A 21,715-nucleotide genomic window follows, 5' to 3' on the forward strand; every position below is an offset into this window, starting at 1 on the left:
CAGTGGTCGTACGTGGTGGACCCGCACTACATCGCCAGGATGTTCCTGACCTTCGCCGTGTTCGCGGTGCTGCTGGGTGGGCTGTTGCTGCTGGTGTCCAGGCGCAGCGCGGGTGCGGCGGCGTACTGCGTCGGCGCGGCCGCCGGGCCGGTCAGTCTGCTCGGCAGCCCGGACCGCGTGGACAACATGCGGTGGCCGCTCATCGTCGGGCTGGTGCTGTTCGGCGTCGCCGCGCTGACGCTCGTGATCGTGCTGGTCCGGTCCGCGCCGACCCGGCTGTCCTGGCCGTGGGTGGTCGTCGCCGCGGGGTGCCTGCTGCTGGTCGTGTGGACCGCGACCGGCGAGCCGTACGTCCGCCTGGACACCACCGACCGGTGGCTGGTCTTCGCGCTGTATGCCGCGATCCCGGCCACGGTGCTCTGGAAGGGCGGCATGGTCACGGCCGGCGCGCTGCTCGGCGTGGCCGCCGGCACGGCCGGTGCCCAGTTCTCCACCGTGTACGACCGGGTCGACGAGGCTTCCGGGCTGCTGCTGGGCGTCGCGGTGCTGGCGACCCTCGGCGCCGGGGTGGTCCTCGCGCGGTCCACCCCGGACCAGGAGCCAGACATCGTCAGGTGAGTGGGCTCAGGCGGCAACGACCTCGTGCCGGCCGTACCGGCGCCGCTGCCGGCCGGCACGCAGGGCACAGATCCCGGCGAGCAGCATGAGCAGGCCGGACACGGCGAGGCGAGCCACGGGTGCGCCGGTCACGGCCAGGTCGGACGTGGCGACGGTGACGCTGAGCTTCATCGCATGCGGGTTGCCGTCGGGGTCGACGCCCTGCGCGGCGAGGGTGTGCGCGCCGGCCGCCAGGGCCGGCGGCACCGTGACCGCCTTGGTGAAGTTGCCGTCCTGGTCGGTGACGACGGTGCCGAGGACGACCGGATCCGAGTAGATGGTGATCGTCGCCGTGGAGTGCGGCGCGAACCCGGTGCCGATGACCACGATCTGCTCGCCCGGTTCGGCGGTCTTGATGGCGCCCTTGTCGGTGGTCAGGGTGAGGTCGGTGTCGGGCGGGGTCGACGGCACCGTCGGCGCCGTCGGGGCGATCGCGGCCTGGCCCGGTCCGGCGGCGGAGTTGCCGGCCGCGGAGGTGGCCACGACCGCCACGGTGTAGCTCTTGCCGGCCTCCGCGCCGAGGACGCAGCCGGTCTCCTGCGCGGTGGCCGTGCAGGTCGCCGGGCCCGGGTTCGCGCTGACGAGGTACCCGGTGACCGGGGTCCCGTGCGTGACCGGTGCCGTCCAGCTCACCGCGATCGACGAGACGCCCGCCGTCGCCACGACGCCGGTCGGTGCGCCCGGTGCGCCCGGGTTGACGGTCAGGGCGGCCGGGTCGCTCACCGCGTCGGCGCCGGAGGAGTTGTGGAACACGGCGCGGTACTGCCTGCCGGCGTCCGCCTCGCCGGGCGTGAAGGTCAGCGAGCTGCTCGTCGCCGCGGGCACGTCGGTCCAGGTGCTGCCGTCGGCGGACGTCTGCCAGCGGACCGTCGGCGTCGGGTTGCCGGAGCCGGCGGCGGTGAAGGTCACCGGGCTGCCGAACGCGACGGTCTGCGCCGTCGGGTGGGCGGTCACGCTCGGCGCGGCCAGGCAGGCGCCCGCCGCCTCCGGTACCAGCTTGTACTTGACGCCGACCGCCGCCGCGGCGACGCTGCCGCTCTGGTATTCGAACCCGTTCACCTCCGTCGCCTGGCCGCCGTAGGCGTAGACGGCGACGTTCACCATGCCGTCCGTGTGGGACGGCGTGGTGATCGTGAACGACGTGTCGGTGTGGCCGCCGTTGAGCGTGCTCATGTCGGCGAAGGTGCCGCCGAACGACACCTGGCCGACGCCGATCAGGTTCGTCCCGGTGATCGTCACGGTGTCGCCGCCGGCGCCGTCGCCGGTCGCGGGCGAGATCGAGGTGATCGTCGGTGTCTCGTCGTAGTGCAGGGTCACGGCATTGGACAGGCCGCCGGGTCCGGTGGCGACGACGTCGACGTCGGCGGCGGCGTGTGCCGGCGACACGAAGGTGAACGAGGTCGCGTTGATTTTGGTGAACGAGGCGTCCGCACCGTCGACGGTGACCTTCGTGATGGTGTCGAGGCGGAGGCCGGTGACGGTGTGGGTGTCCCCGCCAGCGATGTTGACCTGGCTCGGGGACGAGCAGCACAGGACCGGCGGCGCCTTGTACTCATACGTGACGCCGGCGGCCGAGGCCCCGGCCGAGGTCTCCACGACGACGTCGACGGTGCCGGTGCCCGCCGGGTTGACGGCGGTGATCTGGGTGGCGCTGTCCAGGACGTACGACGCGGCGTCGACGCCGTCGAAGGTCACCTTGCTGGCGCCGGTGAAGTCGGTGCCGGTGATGACGACGCTGGTCCCGCCCGCCTCCGGGCCGTTGTCCGGCGACAGCGCGGTGATCACGGGCGCGGGCGGGTCGGCGTAGGTGTAGGAGGACGCCAGGCTGCCGGTGCCGCCGGGCCCGGTCACGGCGACGGCGACGGCGCCGTTGGCATGGGCCGGCGCGACCGCGGTGATCTGCGTGGCGGAGTCGACGGTGTACGAGGTGGCGTTGCCGCCGTCGAAGGTGACGGCGCTGGCGCCGGTGAAGCTGGTGCCGGTGATGACGACGGAGGTGCCGCCGAGGTTCGTGCCGCTGGTCGGCGACAGCGACGTCACCGCCGGCGCGGGGGGCAACTGATACGTGAACGTCGCCGCGACCGAGGTGCCGCCGGCGGTGGTGACCACGACGTCCTTCGCGCCCGCGGTGCGGGCCGGGCTGACCGCGGTGATCTGGGTCGCGGAGTTGACGGTGAACGAGGTGGCGTTCACCGCGTCGAAGGTGACGGCGCTGGCGCCGGTGAACCCGGTGCCGGTGATGGTGACGGAGGTGCCGCCGAGGGTGGTGCCGGTGGTCGGCGACAGCGACGACACCACCGGCGTCGGCACCACGTACGTGTAGCTGACCGCCGTCGAACTGCCGCCCGGGGTGGTGACGACGACGTTCTTCGCGCCCGCGGTCCCGGCCGGGCTGACCGCGGTGATCTGGGTGCTGCTGTCGACCGTGAACGACGTCGCGTTGACGCCGCCGAACGTGACCGCGCTGGCGGCGGTGAGGTCGGTGCCGGTGATGACCACGGACGTGCCGCCGTACGTCGTGCCGGTGGTCGGCGACAGCGACGACACCACCGGCGTCGGCGTGACGTAGGTGAACGACACCGCCGTCGAGCTGCCGCCGGTGGTGGTGACGACGACGTCCCTAGCGCCCGCCGCCCCCGCCGGGCTGACCGCGGTGATCTGGGTCGCGGAGTCGACGGTGTACGAGGTGGCGTTGACGCCGTCGAAGGTGACGGCGCTGGCGCCGGTGAACCCGGTGCCGGTGACGACGACGGAGGTGCCGCCGAGCGTCGTGCCGGTGGTCGGCGACAGCGACGACACCACCGGCGCGGACGGCAGCTGGTAGGTGAACGTGACGGCCACCGACGGGCCCGTCGGGGTGGTGACGACGACGTTCTTCGCGCCCGCCGTGCCGGCCGGGCTGACCGCGGTGATCTGGGTGCTGCTGTCGACCGTGAACGACGTCGCGTTGACGCCGCCGAACGTGACCGCGCTCGCGGCGGTGAGGTTGGTACCGGTGATCACGACCGACGTGCCCCCGAGGGTGCTGCCGCTGCTGGGCGACAGCGACGCGACCACGGGCGCGGGCACGGCGTACGTGAACGGCGTCGCGGTCGACGTGCCGCCCGGGGTGGTGACCACGACGTTCTTCGCGCCCACGGTGCCGGCCGGGCTGACCGCGGTGATCTGGGTCGCGCCGTCCACGGTGTACGAGGTCGCGTTCACGCCGCCGAACGTCACGGCGGACGCGCCGGCCAGGGCGGTGCCGGTGATCGTCACCGAGGTGCCGCCGGCGGTGCTGCCGGTGTTGGGCGACAGCGACGACACGGCCGGCTGCGCCGCGTACGTGAACTGCGGCCCGCCGGTGGACGGGCCGCACAGCGCGGTGGTGACGACGACGTCGACCGCGCCGGCGGCGTGTGCCGGCGCGGTGGCGGTGATCTGGGTGGCGCTGACGACGACGAGCGAGGTGGCGGCGACCCCGCCGAACGTCACCGTGGTCGCGCCGGTGAAGTCGGTGCCGGTGATGGTGACCGGCGTGCCCGTGGTGCCCAGGGTCGGGCTCACCGCGGCCACGACCGGCACCTCGGCGGCCTGCACGAGCCGCGCCGCGCCGGACACCGCCTGCGCCGGCGTCGCGGCCACCGCCGATGACAGGACGAACAGGCCGGCGGCGAACACGCCCGCCCAGACCCGGTACGAAGCGGACATGGTTCCCCCGAAACACCGACTGCAGATATCACCTGCAAGGTAGTCGAGAATGCGTAGATTTTTCCTAAATCCGTGATCTTCGTGGCGGTGGTGCGATGCACGCGTGACACGTGAGCCCCAAGGTGCCGCCGGAGGTTGTCCGCATCGACGGTGAAACACATCTCAGCGCAAAAGCCCCGGAAGGGACCCTTCCCGGGCCGGCCGGTTGGGTACCGTCCGGTCTCGATGATGCAGTGGCTGGCGCGGACGGGCTCGCGGGTGCCGCCACACTGGCGGTACGCCCTGCTGGTGTTCGCCGTCTCCAGGGTCGCGCTGAGCCTGCTCGGCATCCTGGTGCGGCAGGCCCTGGAGGGCGCGGGGGTCGGCCCGCCGTCCGCTGAGGCGCAGATGCTGCAGGACCAGGCCGCGGTCTCGCCGCACGTCTGGTATTCGATGTGGTTCGCCTGGGACGCCTTCCAGTACCGCGACCTCGCCGAGGTGCCGTGGGGCGGCTGGACGCACACCGGGTTCCCGCTGCTGTTCCCCGTGCTGGCCAAGGCCGTCGCGGTCCCGCTCGGCGGCGACACCGAACTCGCCCTGCTGCTGATCAGCGCCGCCGCCTACGTGGTGCTGCTGTCCTACCTGTACCGCTGGACGCTGCTCGTCCTCGGCGACTCGGGTGGCCCCGACGACCACGCGACGGCCCGGCGCGCGTGCCGGTACCTGGCGCTGATGCCGGCCGGCTTCCTCTTCCACGCCCCGCTGACCGAGTCGCTGTTCGTGTGCCTGGCCGTGGCGGCGTTCTACCACGCCGAGCGCCGGCAGTGGCTGCTCGTGGGCGTCATCGGCTACTTCCTGTCGATGAGCCGGTCCGTCGGCTTCCTCGTCGTCGTGCCCCTCGCCATGCTGCTGCTGCGGGAGCGCGGCTACCGGCTCGGCCCCCGCGCGCTGCTGGCCCACCTGCGGGCCGGCTGGCCGCTGCTGCTGGTCCCGGCCGGCTGGCTGACGTTCATGGCATACAGCCGCTGGCGGGTCGGCGACTGGTTCGACTACCAGAACGAGCAGCGGCGCGGCTGGCAGATCGAGCCGCAGAGCCCGCTGCGCACGATCTGGACCGGGCTGTGCGAGGAGGTGGCGCCGATCGACCGCACGCGCCTCTACGTCGCGCTGGTGGTGCTGGCAATCGCCGTCGCCGGCCTGTGGTGGCTGCACCCGGCGTACGCGGTGTACACCGTCCTGCTGGTTCTCGCGTCGATGACCATCGGGCCGGTGGTGTACCGGAGCCTGCTGCGGTACCTGCTGGTCGCCTTCCCCCTCGCCGCGGTGCTGGCGGGCGCGACCGCCGGCCGGGAACGCGACACGGCGTTCACCGCGGTGCTCGCCGGCACGCAGGGAGTGCTGTTCGCGCTGTGGATCGCCTACTGGACCCACACCGTCATCTGACGCCTTCCAGGCCGTCCAGCGTGGAGCGACTGCGCCTATCGTGGACCGCATGGGCGTTCGCCGTTGGCTCGCCGGCGTGACCGCCGTCGTGATCGCGTCCGGCGCCGCCGCGGGGTGCTCGGCGCAGCACTCGACGCACGCCACGATCGACGTGGATGCGCCGGTCGCCCTGGCCGATCAGCCCGTCCACGTGCGGGTGTCGGGCCTGCGCGACGGCGAGGCCGTGACCGTCGATTCGCACGCCACCGACGCCCAGGGCCGGCGCTGGCGCGGGGAGGCGACCTTCGCCGCCGACGGCGAAGGCGTCGTGGACCTCGAGCGTTCCGCGCCCGTGTCGGGTTCCTACGGCGGCGCCGACGGCATGGGCCTGTTCTGGTCGATGCGACCGCCGACCGGCGACCCGGACGAAACCTGGTTCAGCCCCGGGTACCCCGAGGCGGCCGGGGCGTTCGAGGTCCGGCTGACCGTGACCGTGGCCGGCCGGGAGATCGCGGCGCGCACCGTGACGAGGCAGTGGATCGCGACCGGCGGGACCCACCGCACCCTGACGCTCGGCGTCGACGGGGTGGCCGGCGTGCTGTTCCTGCCGCCCCCGGGTGCCGTACGACGCCCCGGCGTGCTGCTGCTCGGCGGCTCCGAGGGCGGCGTCGGCCGGCGGTACGACGCGGCGCTGCTCGCCTCGCACGGCCACCCGGCGCTGGCCCTGGCGTACTTCGGTGCAACCGGCCTGCCCGAAACGCTGCGGGACGTGCCGCTGGAGTATTTCGTGACGGCGGCGCGGCTGCTGCGCACGCAGCCCGGGGCCGATCCCGGTGGGGTGGTGGTCAACGGCTACTCCCGCGGCGCCGAGGCGGCGCTGCTGCTGGCCGAGTCCTACCCGGACCTCGTCCGCGGCGCCGTCCTGTACGCACCCAACGACGCCGTCGCGTCCAGCTTCCCCGGCGGTGGCGACGCGTGGACCATCGGCGGCGTCCCGGTGCCGCGGACCGCCATCCCGGTCGCCCACGTGGCCGGCCCGGTCCTCGCCGTCGCCGGCGGAAAGGACACGGTGTGGGGATCGGCGGCGCAGGCACAGCGGATCATGCGGCGCCTCGACGACGCCCACGTCACGGCCGCGCACCGGGCCATGATCTATCCGGAGGCCGGCCACGGTGTCGGCAGTTTCCCGTACCTCCCAGCGGGCACGGCGCAGCGCTCCCCGGACACCGGTGTCACCAGGACGCTGGGCGGCACCCGCGACGCCGACGCCGCGGCCCGCAGCGACGGCTGGCCGAAGGCCCTCGCCTTCCTGGCCGCCTGAGCCGGCTGCTGCGGATGAACGCTCACATCGGCGGCCGACGGTGGAAGTACCAAGAATTAACGTCCTGACGGTGGTGTTGACAACATCTTTGTGATCGCTAACATTCGCTCGGAGCGGAGGCGGTCAATGGCAGCACGCGGATCCGGGTGGCGCTGGGCGGTGGCGCTCGTCGCCATGCTGACGATGCCCGCCTGCCAGCGCGCCCATGACGGGCCCGCGCCGACGGGCACCGCCGCCGTCGACGACGCGACCGTCCTCACCATGTGGACGCGGTCACTGACGGGGGCGTTCAGCCGGGCGCTGATCGACGAGTACAACCGGACCCACCGCAACAAGGTCAAGCTCACGGTCATGCCGGCGGACTCCTACCAGCAGCGGGTCGGCGCGGCCGCCGGCACCCGCCAGCTGCCGGACCTGCTGGCGATCGACGTCGTCTACGCGCCGAACTACGCCTCGCAGGGTGTGTTCACCGACATCACCGCGCGGGTGGGGACGCTGGGGTTCCGTGAGCATCTCGCGCCGTCGCACATGCGGGCGGTGACCCACGGCGGCCGCACCTACGGCGTGCCGCACGACATCGACCTGGCCGCCCTGTTCTACAACAAGGATCTGTTCATCCGGGCCGGGCTCGACGGTGACAAGCCGCCGGCGAGCCTGCGGGAGCTGCACGAGTTCGCGGCGAAGCTCACCGCGCTCGGCGGCGGCGTGCACGGGTTCAACTTCGGCGGCGCGTGCCCCGACTGCATGTTCGCCACGTCGTGGCCGATGATCTGGGCGTCCGGCTCGAAGGTGCTCACCGACGACGGCACCGCCGCCCTGCTCAACAGCGCCGACGCGGCCCAGGTCTTCGAGCTGTACCGGAAGATGTACGCCGAGGGCCTCACGCCCCGGGCCGCCCGGAACGAGAGCGGGCCGTCGTGGACGCAGGCGTTCAGCGAGGGCCTGGTCGGCATCCAGCCGATGGGTGCCACCGCCCTGCGCAACATCGAGGAGGCGTCGCGGCTGCAGGTCGGCGTCGCCGCCATCCCCGGCCTGGAGGGCGGCGCCTCGTCGTTCCTCGGCGGTGACGTGCTCGGCATCAGCTCCAACAGCCGGCACGCGGACCAGGCGTGGGACTTCATCACGTGGACGCTGTCGGAGCAGGCGCAGGTCGAGGTCGTGGCGAAGAACCGCTACGTCACCGTCCGCAACGACCTCGACGACAACGTCTACGCCCAGCAGGACCCGCGGCTGGTGACGTTCACGCAGATCGCGCGCAAGGGGCAGACGCCGTACGCGGTGGCGTTCGGCAAGACCTTCAACGACCCGAACGGCCCGTGGATCTCCGCCGTCGCCGACGCCATCTTCGGCACCGGCTCCGTGTCCGCCGCCCTGGACCGGCACAACGCGAGCATCACCGCCTCGTTGAGCGGAGGCTGAGTGTGCGGCGCTCCACCGGTTTCCTGTACGCCCTGCCCATGGCGATCCTGGTGGCGGTGCTGTTCGTCGCCCCGCTCGGCCTGATGGTGTGGATGTCGCTCAACGACTGGCCGCTGCTGGGTGATTCGGCCCCGAACGGCGTGGCCAACTACGACGCGCTGCGCGAGCCGCTCTTCGCCCGGGCGATCGTCTTCAGCCTCAAGTACACGGTGATCGCCACGGCGCTGGTGACGCTGATGGCGTTCGGGCTCGCCCTGCTCGTGCAGCGCCCCGGGCCGGCGGTCGCGGTGTTCCGCACCGTGTTCTTCCTGCCCGCCGCGGTCGGCCTGGCCTCGGCGAGCCTGCTGTTCTACGGCATGTTCAACCAGGACTCGTCGCCGCTGAACGTGCTCGCCCGGCTGTCCGGCGGCGACGGCCTCGACTGGCTCGGCGACGGCAACCACGCGCTGTTCTCCACGGCGCTGCTCATCACGTGGAAGTTCGCGGGCTACTACATGGTCATCATCATGGCCGGACTGCAGTCGATCAATCCGCTGCTGTACGAGGCGGCCACCCTCGAAGGCGCCACCCGCTGGCAGATGATGCGCCGCATCACGCTGCCGCTGCTGCGCCCCACCATGACGCTGGTCCTGGTGCTGCTGGTGACGAGCTCGCTGCTCGCGTTCGACCAGTTCTTCATCCTCACCGGCGGCCGGCACGGCACCGCGACGGTCGTCATCGGCATCTACCGCGAGGCGTTCACCTCCCAGGACCTGGGCCGCGCGGCCGCCATCTCCGTGGGCATCCTCGCCGTGCTGTACGTCATCAACGGCGCCCAGGTGCGGTTCCTGCGCGGGTCGAGCACCGACAGGAGACCAACATGAAGCGGTCCCGGACCCGCGCCGCCGGCTTCCACCTCACCTGCGCGGCGCTCGCCGTGCTGTTCCTGACCCCGATGCTGTGGGCGCTGTACAGCTCGCTGCGCGGCCGCACCGGCACCGGCCCGCTCGGGCTGGGCAACTACTGGCGGCTGCTGGACTACGGCAGCGGCCTGCCGGTCTACATGGCCAACACCGCGTTCGTCGCGCTCGTCACCGTCGCGGTGACCGTCGTGGCCACGACGCTCGGCGGCTACGCGGTCGCCAGGTTCTCCTTCCCCGGCAAGAACCTGCTCTTCATGCTCACCCTGACGATCCTGATGGTGCCGCACAGCACGATCCTCATCCCGCTGTACATCATGCTGGACTGGCTCGGCCTGCAGAACTCGCTGCTCGGGCTCGCCCTGGTCCTGGCGATGTTCCAGCTGCCGTTCGGGCTGTTCATGATGCGCAACTCGTTCGAGGCGCTGCCGGTCGAGCTCGACGAGGCCGCCCTCATCGACGGCTGCGGCCCGGCCGGCGTGCTGCGCCACGTCCTGCTGCGCGGCGTCGTGCCGGGCATCGTCACCGTCGCGCTGTTCTCGTTCCTGGCCTCATGGAACGAGTTCGTCGCGCCGCTCATCTTCATCACCGACGACGAGAAGTTCACGCTGCCGGTCGCGCTGTTCAACCTGCAGTCCGGCAGCCTCGGCGCGGTCGACTACGGCACCCTGCTCTCCGGTGTCGTCACCGCCGCCGTCCCCTGCGTCCTGTTGTTCCTGCTGCTGCAGCGGTACTACGTGCGCGGCTTCGTCAAGGGCGCGCTGAAGGGCTGACGGCTGCCGCACGCCGTCAGTCATGGATGCCGAACAGCAGGCGGGTCGGCCGGGTGCGGCGGACCCCGAGCTCGTAGACGGCGAACATGATCGCGAAGGACGACGCGACGATCGTCAGGTACTTGACCGGCGCCGGCACCTGCCACTGCACCACCACGTAGGCCGTCGCCACCACGATCGGCTGGTGGAGCACGTAGAGGGGCAGGGCAGCGGTGCCCAGGTAGGCGTACACCTGGCGGCGCCGGGTGCGCCGGCCGTCCGGGGCGGGTCCGGCGGGTGCCGGCGCCGGTGCCGGCCGGTCGAGGAGGCCGAGGATCGCCACCAGCCAGCACCAGCCGGCCAGCGCGAACAGCACCCGCGCGACGGCCGCGTGGGCCGTCATGTCCACGAACGGATCGCCGCCCGCCGTGTCGAGCGCGACGCCGGCGCCCGCGAAGAGCGCGACACCGGCCACCGCCGCGGGCACGGCGTCTCGGCGCATCGCCGCGCGGAACCGGTCGTCGGCGGCGAGCCCGAATCCGTAGAGGAAGAACAGCAGATACGCCCAGCGGCTCCAGCCCGCGAACGACTCCTCCATGCCCAGGGCGGCGCCGACCACCGCGAGCGGCAACGCCGGCAGGAGCACGACGCCCCGTCGTGCCGTCGCGCCGGCGACGGCGTCGCGGATCCGCGACGCGCGACCGGCCGGCAGCCACGCCGTCAGCGGGGCGAGCAGCAACGAGAACGCCAGCAGCAGCACCACGAACCACAGGTGCCCGCTCTCGAAGAACTCGCCCCGCACGACGAACGGGAAGTCCGACAGGCTCAGGTGGACGTCGAAGAACCGCAGCAGGAACCGTGGATAGGACTCGTCGTAGCCGGGATCCGCGGCTTTCAGGCGCAGCCACGGGGGCAGCGGCAGGATGGTCAGCGTCGCGAACACCAGCGGCACACCGAGCCGCAGCAGCCGTTCGCGGACGAAGCCGCCCGCCCCGCGGCGGCGGATCGAGTGCCACGACCCGAGCCCGGCGATGAGGAACAGCGCGGGCATCGCCCAGACCACGCACAGCCCGGCGATCCAGGTGGTCGCCTCGGTCGTAGTCGCGTTCTTGACGTAGTAGTCGTCGCGCGTGTCGAAGACCAGCGCCGCGTGGAAGAACACCAGACCGAACACGACGACGAGGCGGATCGCGTCCAGCTCCGGCCGCCGGGAGACCTGCCGCGTCCCGGTCTCCGGTATCGGTGCGGACTCCTGCGGTGCCGCCACTTCGCCTCCCCGTGTCGCCGGCAACACCAGGATCGCCAGGGCGCGCCGCGGCGTCAACCGGGTCGGGCCCGGCGGCGGTCCCCCTCGGCCGCCGCCGGGCCGGCGGCTCAGGTGCGCAGCTTCGCCAGGGCGTCGGACCAGGCGACGACCTGGTCCAATGTGGACGTCAGGGCGTCGATCTGGGGCCGGCTCGGGGTGAGCGCGGTGAAGTTCTCGAAGTCGGTGTAGAACGACAGGGCGACCTGCGAGCGGACCGTGGCCAGCTGCAGCTCGGCGGCGATGAGCCGCAGGTGCTCCACCGCCCTGGCGGCGCCGACCACGCCGTAGCCGACGAACCCGGCGGCCTTGTTGTTCCACTCGGCGTAGAGGTAATCGATGGCGTTCTTCAGGACCCCGGTGGTGGAGTGGTTGTACTCCGGGGTGACGAAGACGTAGCCGTCGAAGCCGTCGATGACCCACGACCACGCCCTGGTGTGCTCGTTGGCGTACTGGCCGGCGGAGGCGGCCACGGGCTCGTCGAGGTGCGGCAGCGGGTGGTCGGCGAGGTCGACGATCTCGAACTCGGCGTCGTCACGCCGGGCGGCGGTCTCGTAGACCCAGTCCGCCACGCGCCGGCTGTACCGGCCGGGCCTGACGCTTCCGACGATGATGGCGATCCTGGTCACGTGCTGGACTCCTCACTGGATGCGGCGGGCGGCGGCGCGGCCGCCCGTACCGGTGAGAGCGGTCCTGCAATACGCTGGATTCCCGGTCGGAAATCAGCACTATTAGGTGCGGCACGCACTTTCAGGTGCGTCTTGGAAGGGAGCTGCGATGATGATTCCGGGCACCGTGAGCGAGTCGTCCACATGCCGGGACGACGAGCTGCGTTCGGTGGTCCGCGGTCTGCTGACCACGATCGGTGACAAGTGGACGCTCGTCGTCGTCGCCACGCTCGTCGGCAAGCGGCGGCGGTTCACCGAGATCCAGCGGGAGATCGACGGCATCTCGCACCGGATGCTCACCAAGACGCTGCGGGACCTGGAGCACGACGGCCTGGTGTCCCGCGAGGTCCACGCGGAGGTGCCGCCGCGGGTGGAGTACGCGCTGACCCCGCTCGGGCGCACCCTGCTCGACCCGATCGACGGCCTGGTCCGGTGGGTCGAGGCGCACGGCCGGACCGTCATCGAGCACCGGGCCACCCGCAGTCACGACTGAGGCGACCCGCCGTCGCGGCTGCGGGCGGCACCGACGACGATGGTGCGATGTTCGTCATCGACGCGACCTCGTCCGTGCCGCCGTTCGAGCAGCTCCGGGTCCAGTTCGCGCAGCAGATCCAGGACCGGACGTTGCCGGTCGGACACAAGCTGCCGACGATCCGCGGCCTGGCCACCGAGTTGGGGCTGGCGGTCAACACGGTCGCCCGGACCTACCGGGAGTTGGAGGAGGCGGGGCTGATCGAGACGCGGGGGAGGGCCGGGTCCTTCGTGTCGGCGGCGGGGGAGCACGTGCGGGAGCGGGTGCGGCGGGCCGCCGCCGACTACGCGGGCGTGGTCGCGAGCGTCGGCTTCGACGCCGGTGAGGCGCTACGGATCGCCGAATCCGCCTTAGCGGCCCGCCGGGGCGACGCCGGTTGACTCGCGCACGACGAGGCGGCCGGGCTGACGCACCACGCCTGAGTGCTGGTCGCCGTCGAGGGCGGCGAACAGGTGCCGCACGGCGGTCGCGCCGAGCTGCTCGAGGTTGAGGTCGACGGTGGTCAGCGGCGGGCGGCACTCGGTGGCGAACACCTCCCAGTTGTCGTAGCCGACCACGGCCACGTCGTCGGGGCAGGTGCGGCCCAGGTCGCGCAGCGCCTCGGTGACGCCGGAGGCGATCTGGTCGTTGCCGCAGAAGATCGCGTCGATGTCGGGGTGCGCGGCGAGCAGCCGGGACGTCGCGTGCCGGCCCCAGCGCTGCGACCACTGCCCGAACAGCGGCTCGCCGATCAGTGCGAGCCCCGCCGACGACAGGCCGGAGGCGAAGGCGAGGGCGCGGTCGCGGGCGGCGCGGTAGCCGTGGTCGCCGGTGATGTGGGCGATGCGCTTGCGGCCCAGCGACACGAGGTGCTCGGCGGCCAGGTGGGCGCCGCCGGCGTCGTCGGCCACGACGGACAGGTCGGCCGGGTCGTCGGACTCGCAGTAGGCGTACACCACCGGCACCGGGATGCTGCGGGTCAGTGAGGGGCGCAGGTCGTTGGCGTCGCCGAGGATGATGAACCCGTCGACCTGCCGGGCCAGCAGCGTGCGGATGTAGTGCTGGCGGCGGATCGAGTCGCCGCGGGCGTCGCAGAGCAGCACGCTCATCTGCTCGTTGCCCAGCGCGTTCTCGGCGCCGAGCAGGACCGGGATCGCGAAGCGGGCGGCCGACAGCTCGTCGGTGAGCAGACCGATGGTGCGGGTGTTGCCCGAGATCAGGCCGCGCGCGAGGACGTTGGGCTGGAATGAAAGTTCCTCGGCGGCCTGCTGGACCCGTCGCCGCGTCGCCGGGGCCACCTCGTCGCGGGCATTGAGCGCCTTGGAGGCGGTCGCGACCGAGACACCGGCGAGCTTGGCGACGTCGGTGAGGGTGACCTGCGCGCGTTTCCTGCTCACCGGCGTCCTTCCGTCAAAGACCGAAAACTTTTCGGCGAGCATACACATGCTCGGTTGCGTGTCACAACCGTCACAACCCGACAGGCAGGTCAGACGCTGCCTGGAACGCGTTGGAAATCGACCGTTGACAGCACGATGTGCTGCTGCCATTCTTCCGAAAAGGTTTTCGTGAAGTGGGAAGGCGGTGCCGGGTGACGGTGGGCAGTGGAGGGCCGGTGTTCCCTTCCCGTGGGACGTTGCGGCCCGTCGACCCGCGGCGGGTCCGCATCACCGGTGGGTTCTGGGCGCAGCGGCAGGCGGTGAACGGCAGCGCCACGATCGAGCACTGCCGCACCTGGCTCGACCGGCTCGGCTGGACGGGCAACTTCGCCGCCACGGGCACCGGCACTTCGCGCCGCCGCGGCCGCGAGTTCTCCGACTCCGAGGTGTACAAGCACGTCGAGGCGATGTGCTGGGAGTCGGTGCGCCCCGGCGGCACGAACTACGACGCGCGGCTGGACGAGCTCACCGCGATGATCGCCGGCGCGCAGGCCGCCGACGGCTACCTGCACACCGCGTTCGGGCGGCCCGGCCAGCCGGAGCGCTACAGCGACCTGAACTTCGGCCACGAGCTGTACTGCGCCGGCCACCTGATCCAGGCGGGTGTCGCGGCGGCCCGCACCGGCCGGGCCGACGGCCTCCTCGCGGTGGCCCGCCGGGCCGCCGACCACATCTGCGACACCTTCGCCGATGCGAGGATCTGCGGCCACCCGGAGATCGAGACGGCGCTCGTCGAGCTGTTCCGGGTCACCGGCGAGCAGCGCTACCTGGACCAGGCCGCCCGGTTCGTCGACCGGCGCGGGCACCGCAGCCTGCCCGAGCACGAGTTCGGGTGGCGGTACTTCCAGGACGCGGTGCCGGTGCGCGACGGCGAGGTGTTCCACGGGCACTCGGTCCGTGCGCTGTACCTCGCCGCCGGGGCCGTCGACGTGGCCGTGGAGACCGGCGACGACGCGCTGCTGCGCGCCGTGGCCGGGCAGTTCGACCGGACCCTGGCCCGGCGCACGTACATCACCGGCGGCATGGGCTCCCGGCACCTCGACGAGTCGTTCGGCGACGACTTCGTGCTGCCACCGGACCGCGCCTACTCCGAGACGTGCGCCGGCGTCGCCACCGTCATGCTGGCGCACCGCCTGCTGCTGGCGACCGGCGACCTGCGCTACGGCGACATCGTGGACCGGGTCCTGCACAACGTGATCGCCACCGCGGTCGCCGACGACGGGCAGGCCTTCTTCTACGCCAACACCCTGCACCAGCGCACCCCCACCGAGGCGGTGCCGCCGGACCGGGAGCAGCTGCGCTTCGGCGGCGGGCCGCGCGCGCCGTGGTTCGAGGTCTCCTGCTGCCTCAACAACGTCGCCCGGCTCCTCGCCTCGCTCGGCACCTACCTGGTGACGGAGGACGACGCCGGCGTGCAGGTGCACCACTACGCACCGATGACCGTCGAGGGCGACGGGACGCGACTCACCGTCAGCACCGACTACCCCGAAGGCGGCAGCGTCGTCGTCACCGCCGACAGGGCCGTCACCGTGCGGGTGCCGGCCTGGGCGCACGGCACCGCGCCGGCCCGGGACGGCGACCAGGTGCGCCTCGAACTGCCCATGAAGCCCCGCTGGACGTTCCCCGACCCCCGGGTCGACGCCACCCGCGGCTGCGCGGCGGTCGAGGTCGGCCCGGTCGTCATGTGTGCGGAGTCCGTCGACCAGGAGGACGGCGTCACCCTCGACGACATCCAGGTCGACACGTCCGTCGCGCCCGAGGCCACCGCCGTCAAGGGCCGCCTGATCCGACCGGTCGAGCGCGACTGGCCGTACCAGAGCGGCAACGACACCCCCGAAAGCTCCGAGCCGATCGTGGTCACCCTCGTGCCCTACCACCGCTGGGCGCGGCGCGGACCTTCCACGATGCGGATCTGGTTGCCCACCACCCCCTGACCCCCCACCCGAATGGAGGTGACGCGATGCCACACCCCCGCTGGAAACTCAGGCTGGCACTCGCGTTGACGACCGTCCTGACCGGCTCCATCGGTGCCGCGACCCTGGCCGCCCAACCGGCGTCCGCGGCGCAGACCATCGGCTATCCGACGTTCGGCGGGCCCGCCGTGCCCGCGCCACCGGTCGCCATGACGACCGGCAACACGATGCAGGCCATCTTCGACGCGGAGAGCGGCGGCACCGACTACTGGATGGACCGGCTGCTCGCCCGGCCGGGCAACGACCCGGCCGGCACCTGGCTGATGAGCCGCGGCCGGGGCGTGTTCATGAAGACGCACAGCCCGGCGACGCTCGGCTTCGGCGGCGACGTGGCCTACTGGGAGAGCATCAACGGCCAGGGCGCGTTTACCGTCACCGCCGGCACGGGCACCTGGTCGGAGCAGGTCTCGCAGCGCTGGCAGGCGCCGAGCCACTGGAAGAGCGTGCACACCAACGGATCCCTGCGGATCAACCAGACGAAGTTCATCACCCAGAACAACGTCGCGGTCGACAACCTGGCGATCACCAACACCGGCACCGCGTCGCAGACGATCGCGCTGCGGGTCACCTCGCCCTACGCCACCTCCGGCAGCGGCAACGAGCTGACCGGCCAGGTGAACGTGAAGAACAACCTCACCACCCTGTTCCCGCGGCTGTCCGCGGACGGGTTCACCGCCACCAGCGGCGGGCTCAACCGATCGGTGACGATCGCGGCCGGCGCCACGGTCACGACCAAGGTGCTGCTGGGCTTTATCGCCAACGAGCTCCCCGACTCGCTGACGGAGTACAACGCCTACAAGGGCTACAGCGCGGCGACCGCGTTCTCCACCCACGTGCGGGAGTACAACCGCTGGTGGGCGTTGAACGTGCCGTATCTGGACGTGCCCGAGCCGGCCATCAAGAAGAACATCTACTACCGCTGGTGGCTGATGCGCTTCAACTACCTCGACGTCGACATCCCGGGGCAGGACTTCCAGTTCCCGACATCGGTGGAGGGCGCGCTGGGCTACAACAACGCGATCGTGCTCACCCAGCCGATGCACATCGACGACCTCAAGTACCTGCGCAACGCCGCCTACTCCTACGGTCCCTGGCTGTCCGTCGGGCAGGTCTCCAAGGGCGGCCGTTTCATGGACAACCCCGGCGACCCGGAGAACTGGTCCAACAGCTACACCCAGTACATCGCCGAGGCCGCCTGGCGCAGCTACCAGATCCACGGCGGGCAGCCCGCGATCGCCGGGAACCTCGCCAAGTACGCCGAGGGTGACGTGAAGGGCCAGCTGTCCTTCTACGACCACAACAACAACGGCCTCATCGAATACGACTGGGGCGCGCTCACCGGCAACGACGCCGACGCGGTGTCCTTCCACTGGCGCTCCGGCAACATGGACCGGGCCGAGTCGGCGTATGTCTACAGTGGAGCGCTTGCCGCGGCCCAGGCGTACACGGCGATCGGCAACACCACGAAGGCCGCCGAGATGCAGGCCATCGCCGACCGCATCCGCAACGCCATCGTGTCGACGCTGTGGGACTCGACGAACAAGCTCATCGAGCACCGGCACGTGTCGACCAACACGCTCGTGCCGTGGAAGGAGATCAACAACTACTACCCGTTCTCCGTCGGCGCGATGCCCAACACCGACGAGTACAAGCAGGCGCTGCGGCTGTTCGCCGACCCCGCCGAATACCCGGTGTTCCCGTTCTTCACCGCCAACCAGAAGGACAAGGCCGCCGCCGCCGCGGCCGGCTCACCCGGCAGCAACAACTTCTCCACCATCAACTCCACGGTGCAGTTCCGGCTGTACTCCTCCGTGCTGCGCAACTACCCGAACCAGTGGATGTCTACTGAGGACTACAAGAAGCTGCTGTACTGGAACGCCTGGGCGCAGTACATCGGCGGCAGCACCCAGTGGCCGGACGCCAACGAGTTCTGGGCCGACTGGAACGCCGGGACCAAGAACATCGACTACCGGTCCTGGATCCACCACAACATCCTCGGCAGCAGCAACTGGACCGTCATCGAGGACGTGATGGGGCTGCGGCCGCGCAACGACAACCAGGTCGAACTGAGCCCGCTCAACATCGGCTGGCCGAACTTCGCGGCCAACAACCTGCGCTACCGCAACGCCGACCTCAGCGTCGTGTGGGACGACCCGGCCGACGGCGTCGTCAAGTACAGCGGGATCCCGCAGGGCTACTCCATCTTCGTCAACGGCACCCGGGTGGCGACCGTCGACAAGCTGGTCCGCCTGGTCTGGAACCCCGCCACCGGCGCGGTCACCTTCCCCGCCGGCGGCGGTGCGACCGTGCAGTTCAGCGCGGCCTACGCCGGGCTGCAGGCACCGACCCAGGTGAGCCAGGACAGCGCCCAGCTGGTCGACATGTTCAACAAGGCCGGCGTCGACCTGACCTCGACCCTGCCGAACTACGCGCAGGGCGTGGCCACCACCGCGTCCTACACGGCCAGCGGCACCGCCGGCGCGAACGCGGTCGACGGGTTCCCCATCAACGAACCGCAGTGGGGCACCTACGGCTCGCCGAACGCCACCGACTGGCTGGAGCTCAACCTCGGGCAGGCCCGCACGGTCGACGAGGTGCGGCTGTGGTTCCGCAACGACCGGGCCACCAACCGCTACCGGCAGCCCAGCACGTATCAGGTCCAGTACTACAACGGCAGCGCCTGGGTGAACGTGGCGTCGCAGGTGAAGACGCCGGCCACACCGCGGGCGAACTACAACGTGGCCCGCTTCACCGCGGTCAGCACCACGAGACTGCGGGTGCAGGTCACCCATGCGTCGGGCTTCAAGACCGGCCTGACCGAGGTGAAGGTCTACAACCGCGGCGGGACCGTGCCACCACCGACGGGCGGCGGCAACCTCGCCATCGGCGCGACGCCGACCGCGTCGTACACCTCGGCGTGGGAGAGCGTCGCCGCCCTCAACGACGGCATCGACCCGCCCAGCTCCAACGACACCGTCAACCCGCGCTGGGGCACCTGGCCCAACACAGGTGAGCAGTGGGGCCTGCTGACGTGGGCCGGCGCGCAGACGCTGAACTCGGCCGACGTCTACTTCTTCGACGACAACGGCGGGGTGCGGCTGCCCGCCTCGTGGAAGCTGCAGTACTGGAACGGCACCGCCTATGTCGACGTCGCCGGGGCGTCCGGCTACCCGGTCGGGCTCAACCAGTACAACCACGTGACGTTCACGGCGGTGAGCACCACGAGGCTGCGGGTGCTGCTGCAGAGCGGAACGGCGTCGGTCGGCCTCCTCGAAGTCAAAGCATTCGGTCCGTAGCAGATGCACACCGCACGAAGGCCCCCGGCGATGCGGGATGTCGCCCACCTCGCCGGGGTGTCCCACCAGACCGTGTCCCGGGTGGTCAACGACCACCCGAGCGTCCGGTCGGAGACCCGGGCCAGGGTCCTGGCCGCGATGCGGGCGCTGGACTACCAGCCCAACGTCGCGGCCAGGACCCTCGCCACCAACCGGTCGCAGACCGTCGGCCTGGTCACCTTCGACACCACGCTGTTCGGGCCGTCGTTCATGGTCCACGCCATCGAACGCGCGGCCCGGGAAGCGGGCTACTTCGTCAGCATCGCGAGCGCCAGGGAGCTGAACGTGCCTTCCGTCTCCGAAGCGATCCGCCGGCTGCGGGAACAGGCGGTCGAGGGGATCATCACCCTCGCCCCGGTCGCCGCGGCCTGGACGGCGCTGGGCCGCTCGCTGCTCGACGTGCCGGCGCACGTCCCGATCGTCGGCATGGGCATCGACTCGCACGCCATGCCGGAGGTGCCGATGGTCGCCGTCGACAACGCCGCCGGCGCCGGGCTCGCCACCCGGCACCTGATCGCCCTGGGTCACCGCACCGTGCACCACGTGGCGGGCCCACCCGAGTGGCCGGAGGCCCGCGAGCGGATGTCCGGCTGGCAGGCCGCGCTCACCGACGCCGGCCTGCCGGTGCCGGTCGCGCTGCCCGGCGACTGGAGCGCCCGGTCCGGCTACGCCGCCGGCCGCGCGCTCGCCGCGGACCCGGCGGTCACCGCCGTGTTCTGCGGCAACGACCAGATGGCGATCGGTGTGCTGCGCGCCATGCACGAGGCCGGGCGGGCCGTGCCGGGCGCGGTCAGCGTCGTCGGGTTCGACGACATCCCGGAGGCGCCGTACCTGCAGCCCCCGCTGACCACCGTCCGGCAGGACTTCGCCGAGCTCGGCCGGCGCAGCATGCACCTGCTCGTCACCCAGATCGCGGCGGGCGTGCGGCAGACCGGGCAGCACCGGTCCGCCCCCGACCTCGTCGTGCGTGAAAGCACTTCCGCTCTTGCTTTTTGATAGCGCTCACAAACAATGTGTCAGGAGGAAGACCTTGAAGCGTTTACTGAGCGGCACCGTCGCCGCCACCCTGCTGCTGGCGCTCGGCGCCTGCGGCGGCTCCTCGGATTCGCCGGCGGCGGGCGGTGAGGCCGCGGACAGCGGGGCCACCCTCACCATGTGGACCCGGGCCGCCACCGAGTCCGTGTCGAAGGCCTACGCGGCCGCCTACAACGCCACCCACAAGAACCAGGTCCAGGTCACCGCATACCCGAACGAGGAGTACCCGGCGAAACTCGCCTCCGCCGCTGGTGCCAAGGCCCTGCCGGACCTGTTCGCCTCCGACGTGGTGTTCGCCCCGCAGTACGCCTCGCAGGGCCTGTGGCTGGACATCACCGACAAGTTCAACGCGCTGCCGGTCAAGGACAAGGTCGCCCCCGCGCACGTGCGCAACGGCACCTGGAACAAGAAGAACTACGCGGTGCCGCACACCATCGACATGTCGGTGATGCTCTACAACAAGGACCTGTTCACCAAGGCCGGCCTCGACCCGGAGAAGCCGCCGACGACCCTGACGGAGTTCGCCGCGGCCGCCCGCGCCGTGGACAAGCTCGGCGGGGACATCAACGGCACCTACTTCGGCGGCAACTGCGGCGGCTGCAACGTGTTCACCCTGTGGCCGTCGGTGTGGGCCGCGGGCGGCGACGTGATGAACGCCGAGGGCACCGCCTCGACCATCGACTCGAAGGAGATGGCGGACGTCTTCGCCCTGTACCGCAAGCTGTACGACGAGGGCGTCGCCGCACCCGCGTCCAAGGACGAGGCCGGCCCGACCTGGCTCGGCGCGCTGCAGAGCGGCAAGATCGGCATCGCCCCGGCGCCGTCGGCGTGGCTCGGCATCATCGAGGAGAAGGCCGCCTTCAAGGTCGGCATCGCGCCGATCAGCGGCATCAACGGGGGCGAGTCGACGTTCGTGGGCGGCGACTCGATCGGCATCGGCGCCACCAGCAAGCACGCCGCGCAGGCCTGGGACTTCCTGGCCTGGACCCTCGGCGACGAGGCCCAGGTCGAGGTCGTCGCGAAGGGCAAGGGCGTGCCGACGCGCACCGACCTCGCCTCGAACAAGTACTCCCAGGCGGACCCGCGCGTCGTCACCATCAACAACCTGATGGGCAAGGGCAAGACGCCGTACGCGAAGAACTTCAACGCCACCTACAACGACCCGCAGAGCCCGTGGAACACCGCGTTCCGCGGCGCGCTGTTCGGCGATGCGCAGAAGTCCCTCGGTGACGGCGCCACCGCGCTCACCGCGTCCCTGAAGAAGTAGCTCCCGGGCCCGCCTTTCACCAGAGGCGGGCCCCCGTCCCGGAGAAGA

General features: G+C 71.4%; 15 protein-coding genes. 11 read left to right on the top strand and 4 right to left on the bottom strand.

Features of this window, described 5'->3' with window-relative positions; translation table 11 throughout:
* Nucleotides 1–624: 624 nt before the first annotated feature.
* Nucleotides 625–4,347: an IPT/TIG domain-containing protein gene (locus tag AB0K00_RS14930; protein ID WP_363520574.1), complete on the bottom strand. Its 3,723-nt coding sequence runs from the start codon at nucleotides 4,345–4,347 to the stop codon at nucleotides 625–627.
* A 225-nt stretch (nucleotides 4,348–4,572) separates the two neighbouring features.
* Between AB0K00_RS14930 and AB0K00_RS14935 the strand changes: the two genes are divergently transcribed.
* From AB0K00_RS14935 to AB0K00_RS14955, 5 genes are all read left to right on the top strand, one after another.
* Nucleotides 4,573–5,769 (top strand): hypothetical protein, encoded by a 1,197-nt coding sequence (locus AB0K00_RS14935; RefSeq protein ID WP_363520576.1) that lies wholly within the window; start codon nucleotides 4,573–4,575, stop codon nucleotides 5,767–5,769.
* A gap of 49 nt (nucleotides 5,770–5,818) precedes the next feature.
* Nucleotides 5,819–7,069, top strand: coding sequence for an acyl-CoA thioesterase/bile acid-CoA:amino acid N-acyltransferase family protein (locus tag AB0K00_RS14940; RefSeq protein WP_363520578.1), 1,251 nt, complete (start codon nucleotides 5,819–5,821; stop codon nucleotides 7,067–7,069).
* Nucleotides 7,070–7,195: 126 nt separating this feature from the next.
* Entirely contained in the window at nucleotides 7,196–8,488 is a 1,293-nt protein-coding gene (locus tag AB0K00_RS14945) for a sugar ABC transporter substrate-binding protein (protein WP_363520581.1), read from the top strand.
* 2 nt (nucleotides 8,489–8,490) lie between these two features.
* Nucleotides 8,491–9,351 (top strand): sugar ABC transporter permease, encoded by an 861-nt coding sequence (locus tag AB0K00_RS14950; protein ID WP_363520583.1) that lies wholly within the window; start codon nucleotides 8,491–8,493, stop codon nucleotides 9,349–9,351.
* Complete coding sequence (locus tag AB0K00_RS14955; protein ID WP_363520586.1) at nucleotides 9,348–10,160, top strand: carbohydrate ABC transporter permease; 813 nt, start codon at nucleotides 9,348–9,350, stop codon at nucleotides 10,158–10,160. Before AB0K00_RS14950 ends, AB0K00_RS14955 begins: the two co-directional genes overlap by 4 nt.
* Before the next feature lie 16 nt (nucleotides 10,161–10,176).
* On the opposite strand, the gene AB0K00_RS14960 is transcribed toward AB0K00_RS14955, so the two are convergent.
* A complete protein-coding gene (locus tag AB0K00_RS14960) occupies nucleotides 10,177–11,406 on the bottom strand; it encodes an acyltransferase (RefSeq protein WP_363520589.1) in 1,230 nt (409 codons plus the stop codon).
* 107 nt (nucleotides 11,407–11,513) lie between these two features.
* Complete coding sequence (locus AB0K00_RS14965) at nucleotides 11,514–12,071, bottom strand: NAD(P)H-dependent oxidoreductase (RefSeq protein WP_363520592.1); 558 nt, start codon at nucleotides 12,069–12,071, stop codon at nucleotides 11,514–11,516.
* 148 nt (nucleotides 12,072–12,219) lie between these two features.
* On the opposite strand from AB0K00_RS14965, the gene AB0K00_RS14970 reads away from it, so the two are divergent.
* Together AB0K00_RS14970 and AB0K00_RS14975 are read left to right on the top strand one after the other, a co-directional pair.
* Nucleotides 12,220–12,603 carry a helix-turn-helix domain-containing protein gene (locus tag AB0K00_RS14970; protein WP_363520594.1) on the top strand — a complete coding sequence of 128 codons (384 nt, stop codon included), beginning with the start codon at nucleotides 12,220–12,222 and terminating at the stop codon, nucleotides 12,601–12,603.
* A gap of 47 nt (nucleotides 12,604–12,650) precedes the next feature.
* The gene (locus AB0K00_RS14975) at nucleotides 12,651–13,022 is read left to right on the top strand and encodes a GntR family transcriptional regulator (RefSeq protein ID WP_363520596.1); all 372 of its coding nucleotides are present in this window, start codon (nucleotides 12,651–12,653) and stop codon (nucleotides 13,020–13,022) included.
* Here AB0K00_RS14975 and AB0K00_RS14980 read toward each other — a convergent pair.
* Nucleotides 12,993–14,018 carry a LacI family DNA-binding transcriptional regulator gene (locus AB0K00_RS14980; protein ID WP_363520598.1) on the bottom strand — a complete coding sequence of 342 codons (1,026 nt, stop codon included), beginning with the start codon at nucleotides 14,016–14,018 and terminating at the stop codon, nucleotides 12,993–12,995. The two genes, AB0K00_RS14975 and AB0K00_RS14980, sit on opposite strands and share 30 nt — an antisense overlap.
* A gap of 215 nt (nucleotides 14,019–14,233) precedes the next feature.
* On the opposite strand from AB0K00_RS14980, the gene AB0K00_RS14985 reads away from it, so the two are divergent.
* From AB0K00_RS14985 to AB0K00_RS15000, 4 genes are read left to right on the top strand one after another with little or no spacing between them, the layout of a single operon-like run.
* A complete protein-coding gene (locus AB0K00_RS14985; RefSeq protein ID WP_363520600.1) occupies nucleotides 14,234–15,991 on the top strand; it encodes a beta-L-arabinofuranosidase domain-containing protein in 1,758 nt (585 codons plus the stop codon).
* A 26-nt stretch (nucleotides 15,992–16,017) separates the two neighbouring features.
* The gene (locus AB0K00_RS14990; protein ID WP_363520602.1) at nucleotides 16,018–19,326 is read left to right on the top strand and encodes a discoidin domain-containing protein; all 3,309 of its coding nucleotides are present in this window, start codon (nucleotides 16,018–16,020) and stop codon (nucleotides 19,324–19,326) included.
* Nucleotides 19,327–19,356: 30 nt separating this feature from the next.
* On the top strand, nucleotides 19,357–20,361 hold the full coding sequence (locus AB0K00_RS14995) for a LacI family DNA-binding transcriptional regulator (protein ID WP_363520604.1): 1,005 nt from the start codon (nucleotides 19,357–19,359) through the stop codon (nucleotides 20,359–20,361).
* Nucleotides 20,362–20,395: 34 nt separating this feature from the next.
* Complete coding sequence (locus AB0K00_RS15000) at nucleotides 20,396–21,667, top strand: sugar ABC transporter substrate-binding protein (protein WP_363520607.1); 1,272 nt, start codon at nucleotides 20,396–20,398, stop codon at nucleotides 21,665–21,667.
* Nucleotides 21,668–21,715: the final 48 nt, after the last annotated feature.

The sequence above is a fragment of the Dactylosporangium sp. NPDC049525 genome (assembly GCF_040676755.1).
Classification (GTDB): Bacteria; Actinomycetota; Actinomycetes; order Mycobacteriales; family Micromonosporaceae; genus Dactylosporangium.

What these genes read in the sequence shown, in the direction of transcription:
- AB0K00_RS14930 (WP_363520574.1), bottom strand. Translation starts at nt 4,347, where the DNA reads ATGTCCGCTTCGTACCGGGTCTGGGCGGGCGTGTTCGCCGCCGGCCTG.
- AB0K00_RS14935 (WP_363520576.1), top strand. Translation starts at nt 4,573, where the DNA reads ATGATGCAGTGGCTGGCGCGGACGGGCTCGCGGGTGCCGCCACACTGG.
- AB0K00_RS14940 (WP_363520578.1), top strand. Translation starts at nt 5,819, where the DNA reads ATGGGCGTTCGCCGTTGGCTCGCCGGCGTGACCGCCGTCGTGATCGCG.
- AB0K00_RS14945 (WP_363520581.1), top strand. Translation starts at nt 7,196, where the DNA reads ATGGCAGCACGCGGATCCGGGTGGCGCTGGGCGGTGGCGCTCGTCGCC.
- AB0K00_RS14955 (WP_363520586.1), top strand. Translation starts at nt 9,348, where the DNA reads ATGAAGCGGTCCCGGACCCGCGCCGCCGGCTTCCACCTCACCTGCGCG.
- AB0K00_RS14970 (WP_363520594.1), top strand. Translation starts at nt 12,220, where the DNA reads ATGATGATTCCGGGCACCGTGAGCGAGTCGTCCACATGCCGGGACGAC.
- AB0K00_RS14975 (WP_363520596.1), top strand. Translation starts at nt 12,651, where the DNA reads ATGTTCGTCATCGACGCGACCTCGTCCGTGCCGCCGTTCGAGCAGCTC.
- AB0K00_RS14990 (WP_363520602.1), top strand. Translation starts at nt 16,018, where the DNA reads ATGCCACACCCCCGCTGGAAACTCAGGCTGGCACTCGCGTTGACGACC.
- AB0K00_RS14995 (WP_363520604.1), top strand. Translation starts at nt 19,357, where the DNA reads ATGCGGGATGTCGCCCACCTCGCCGGGGTGTCCCACCAGACCGTGTCC.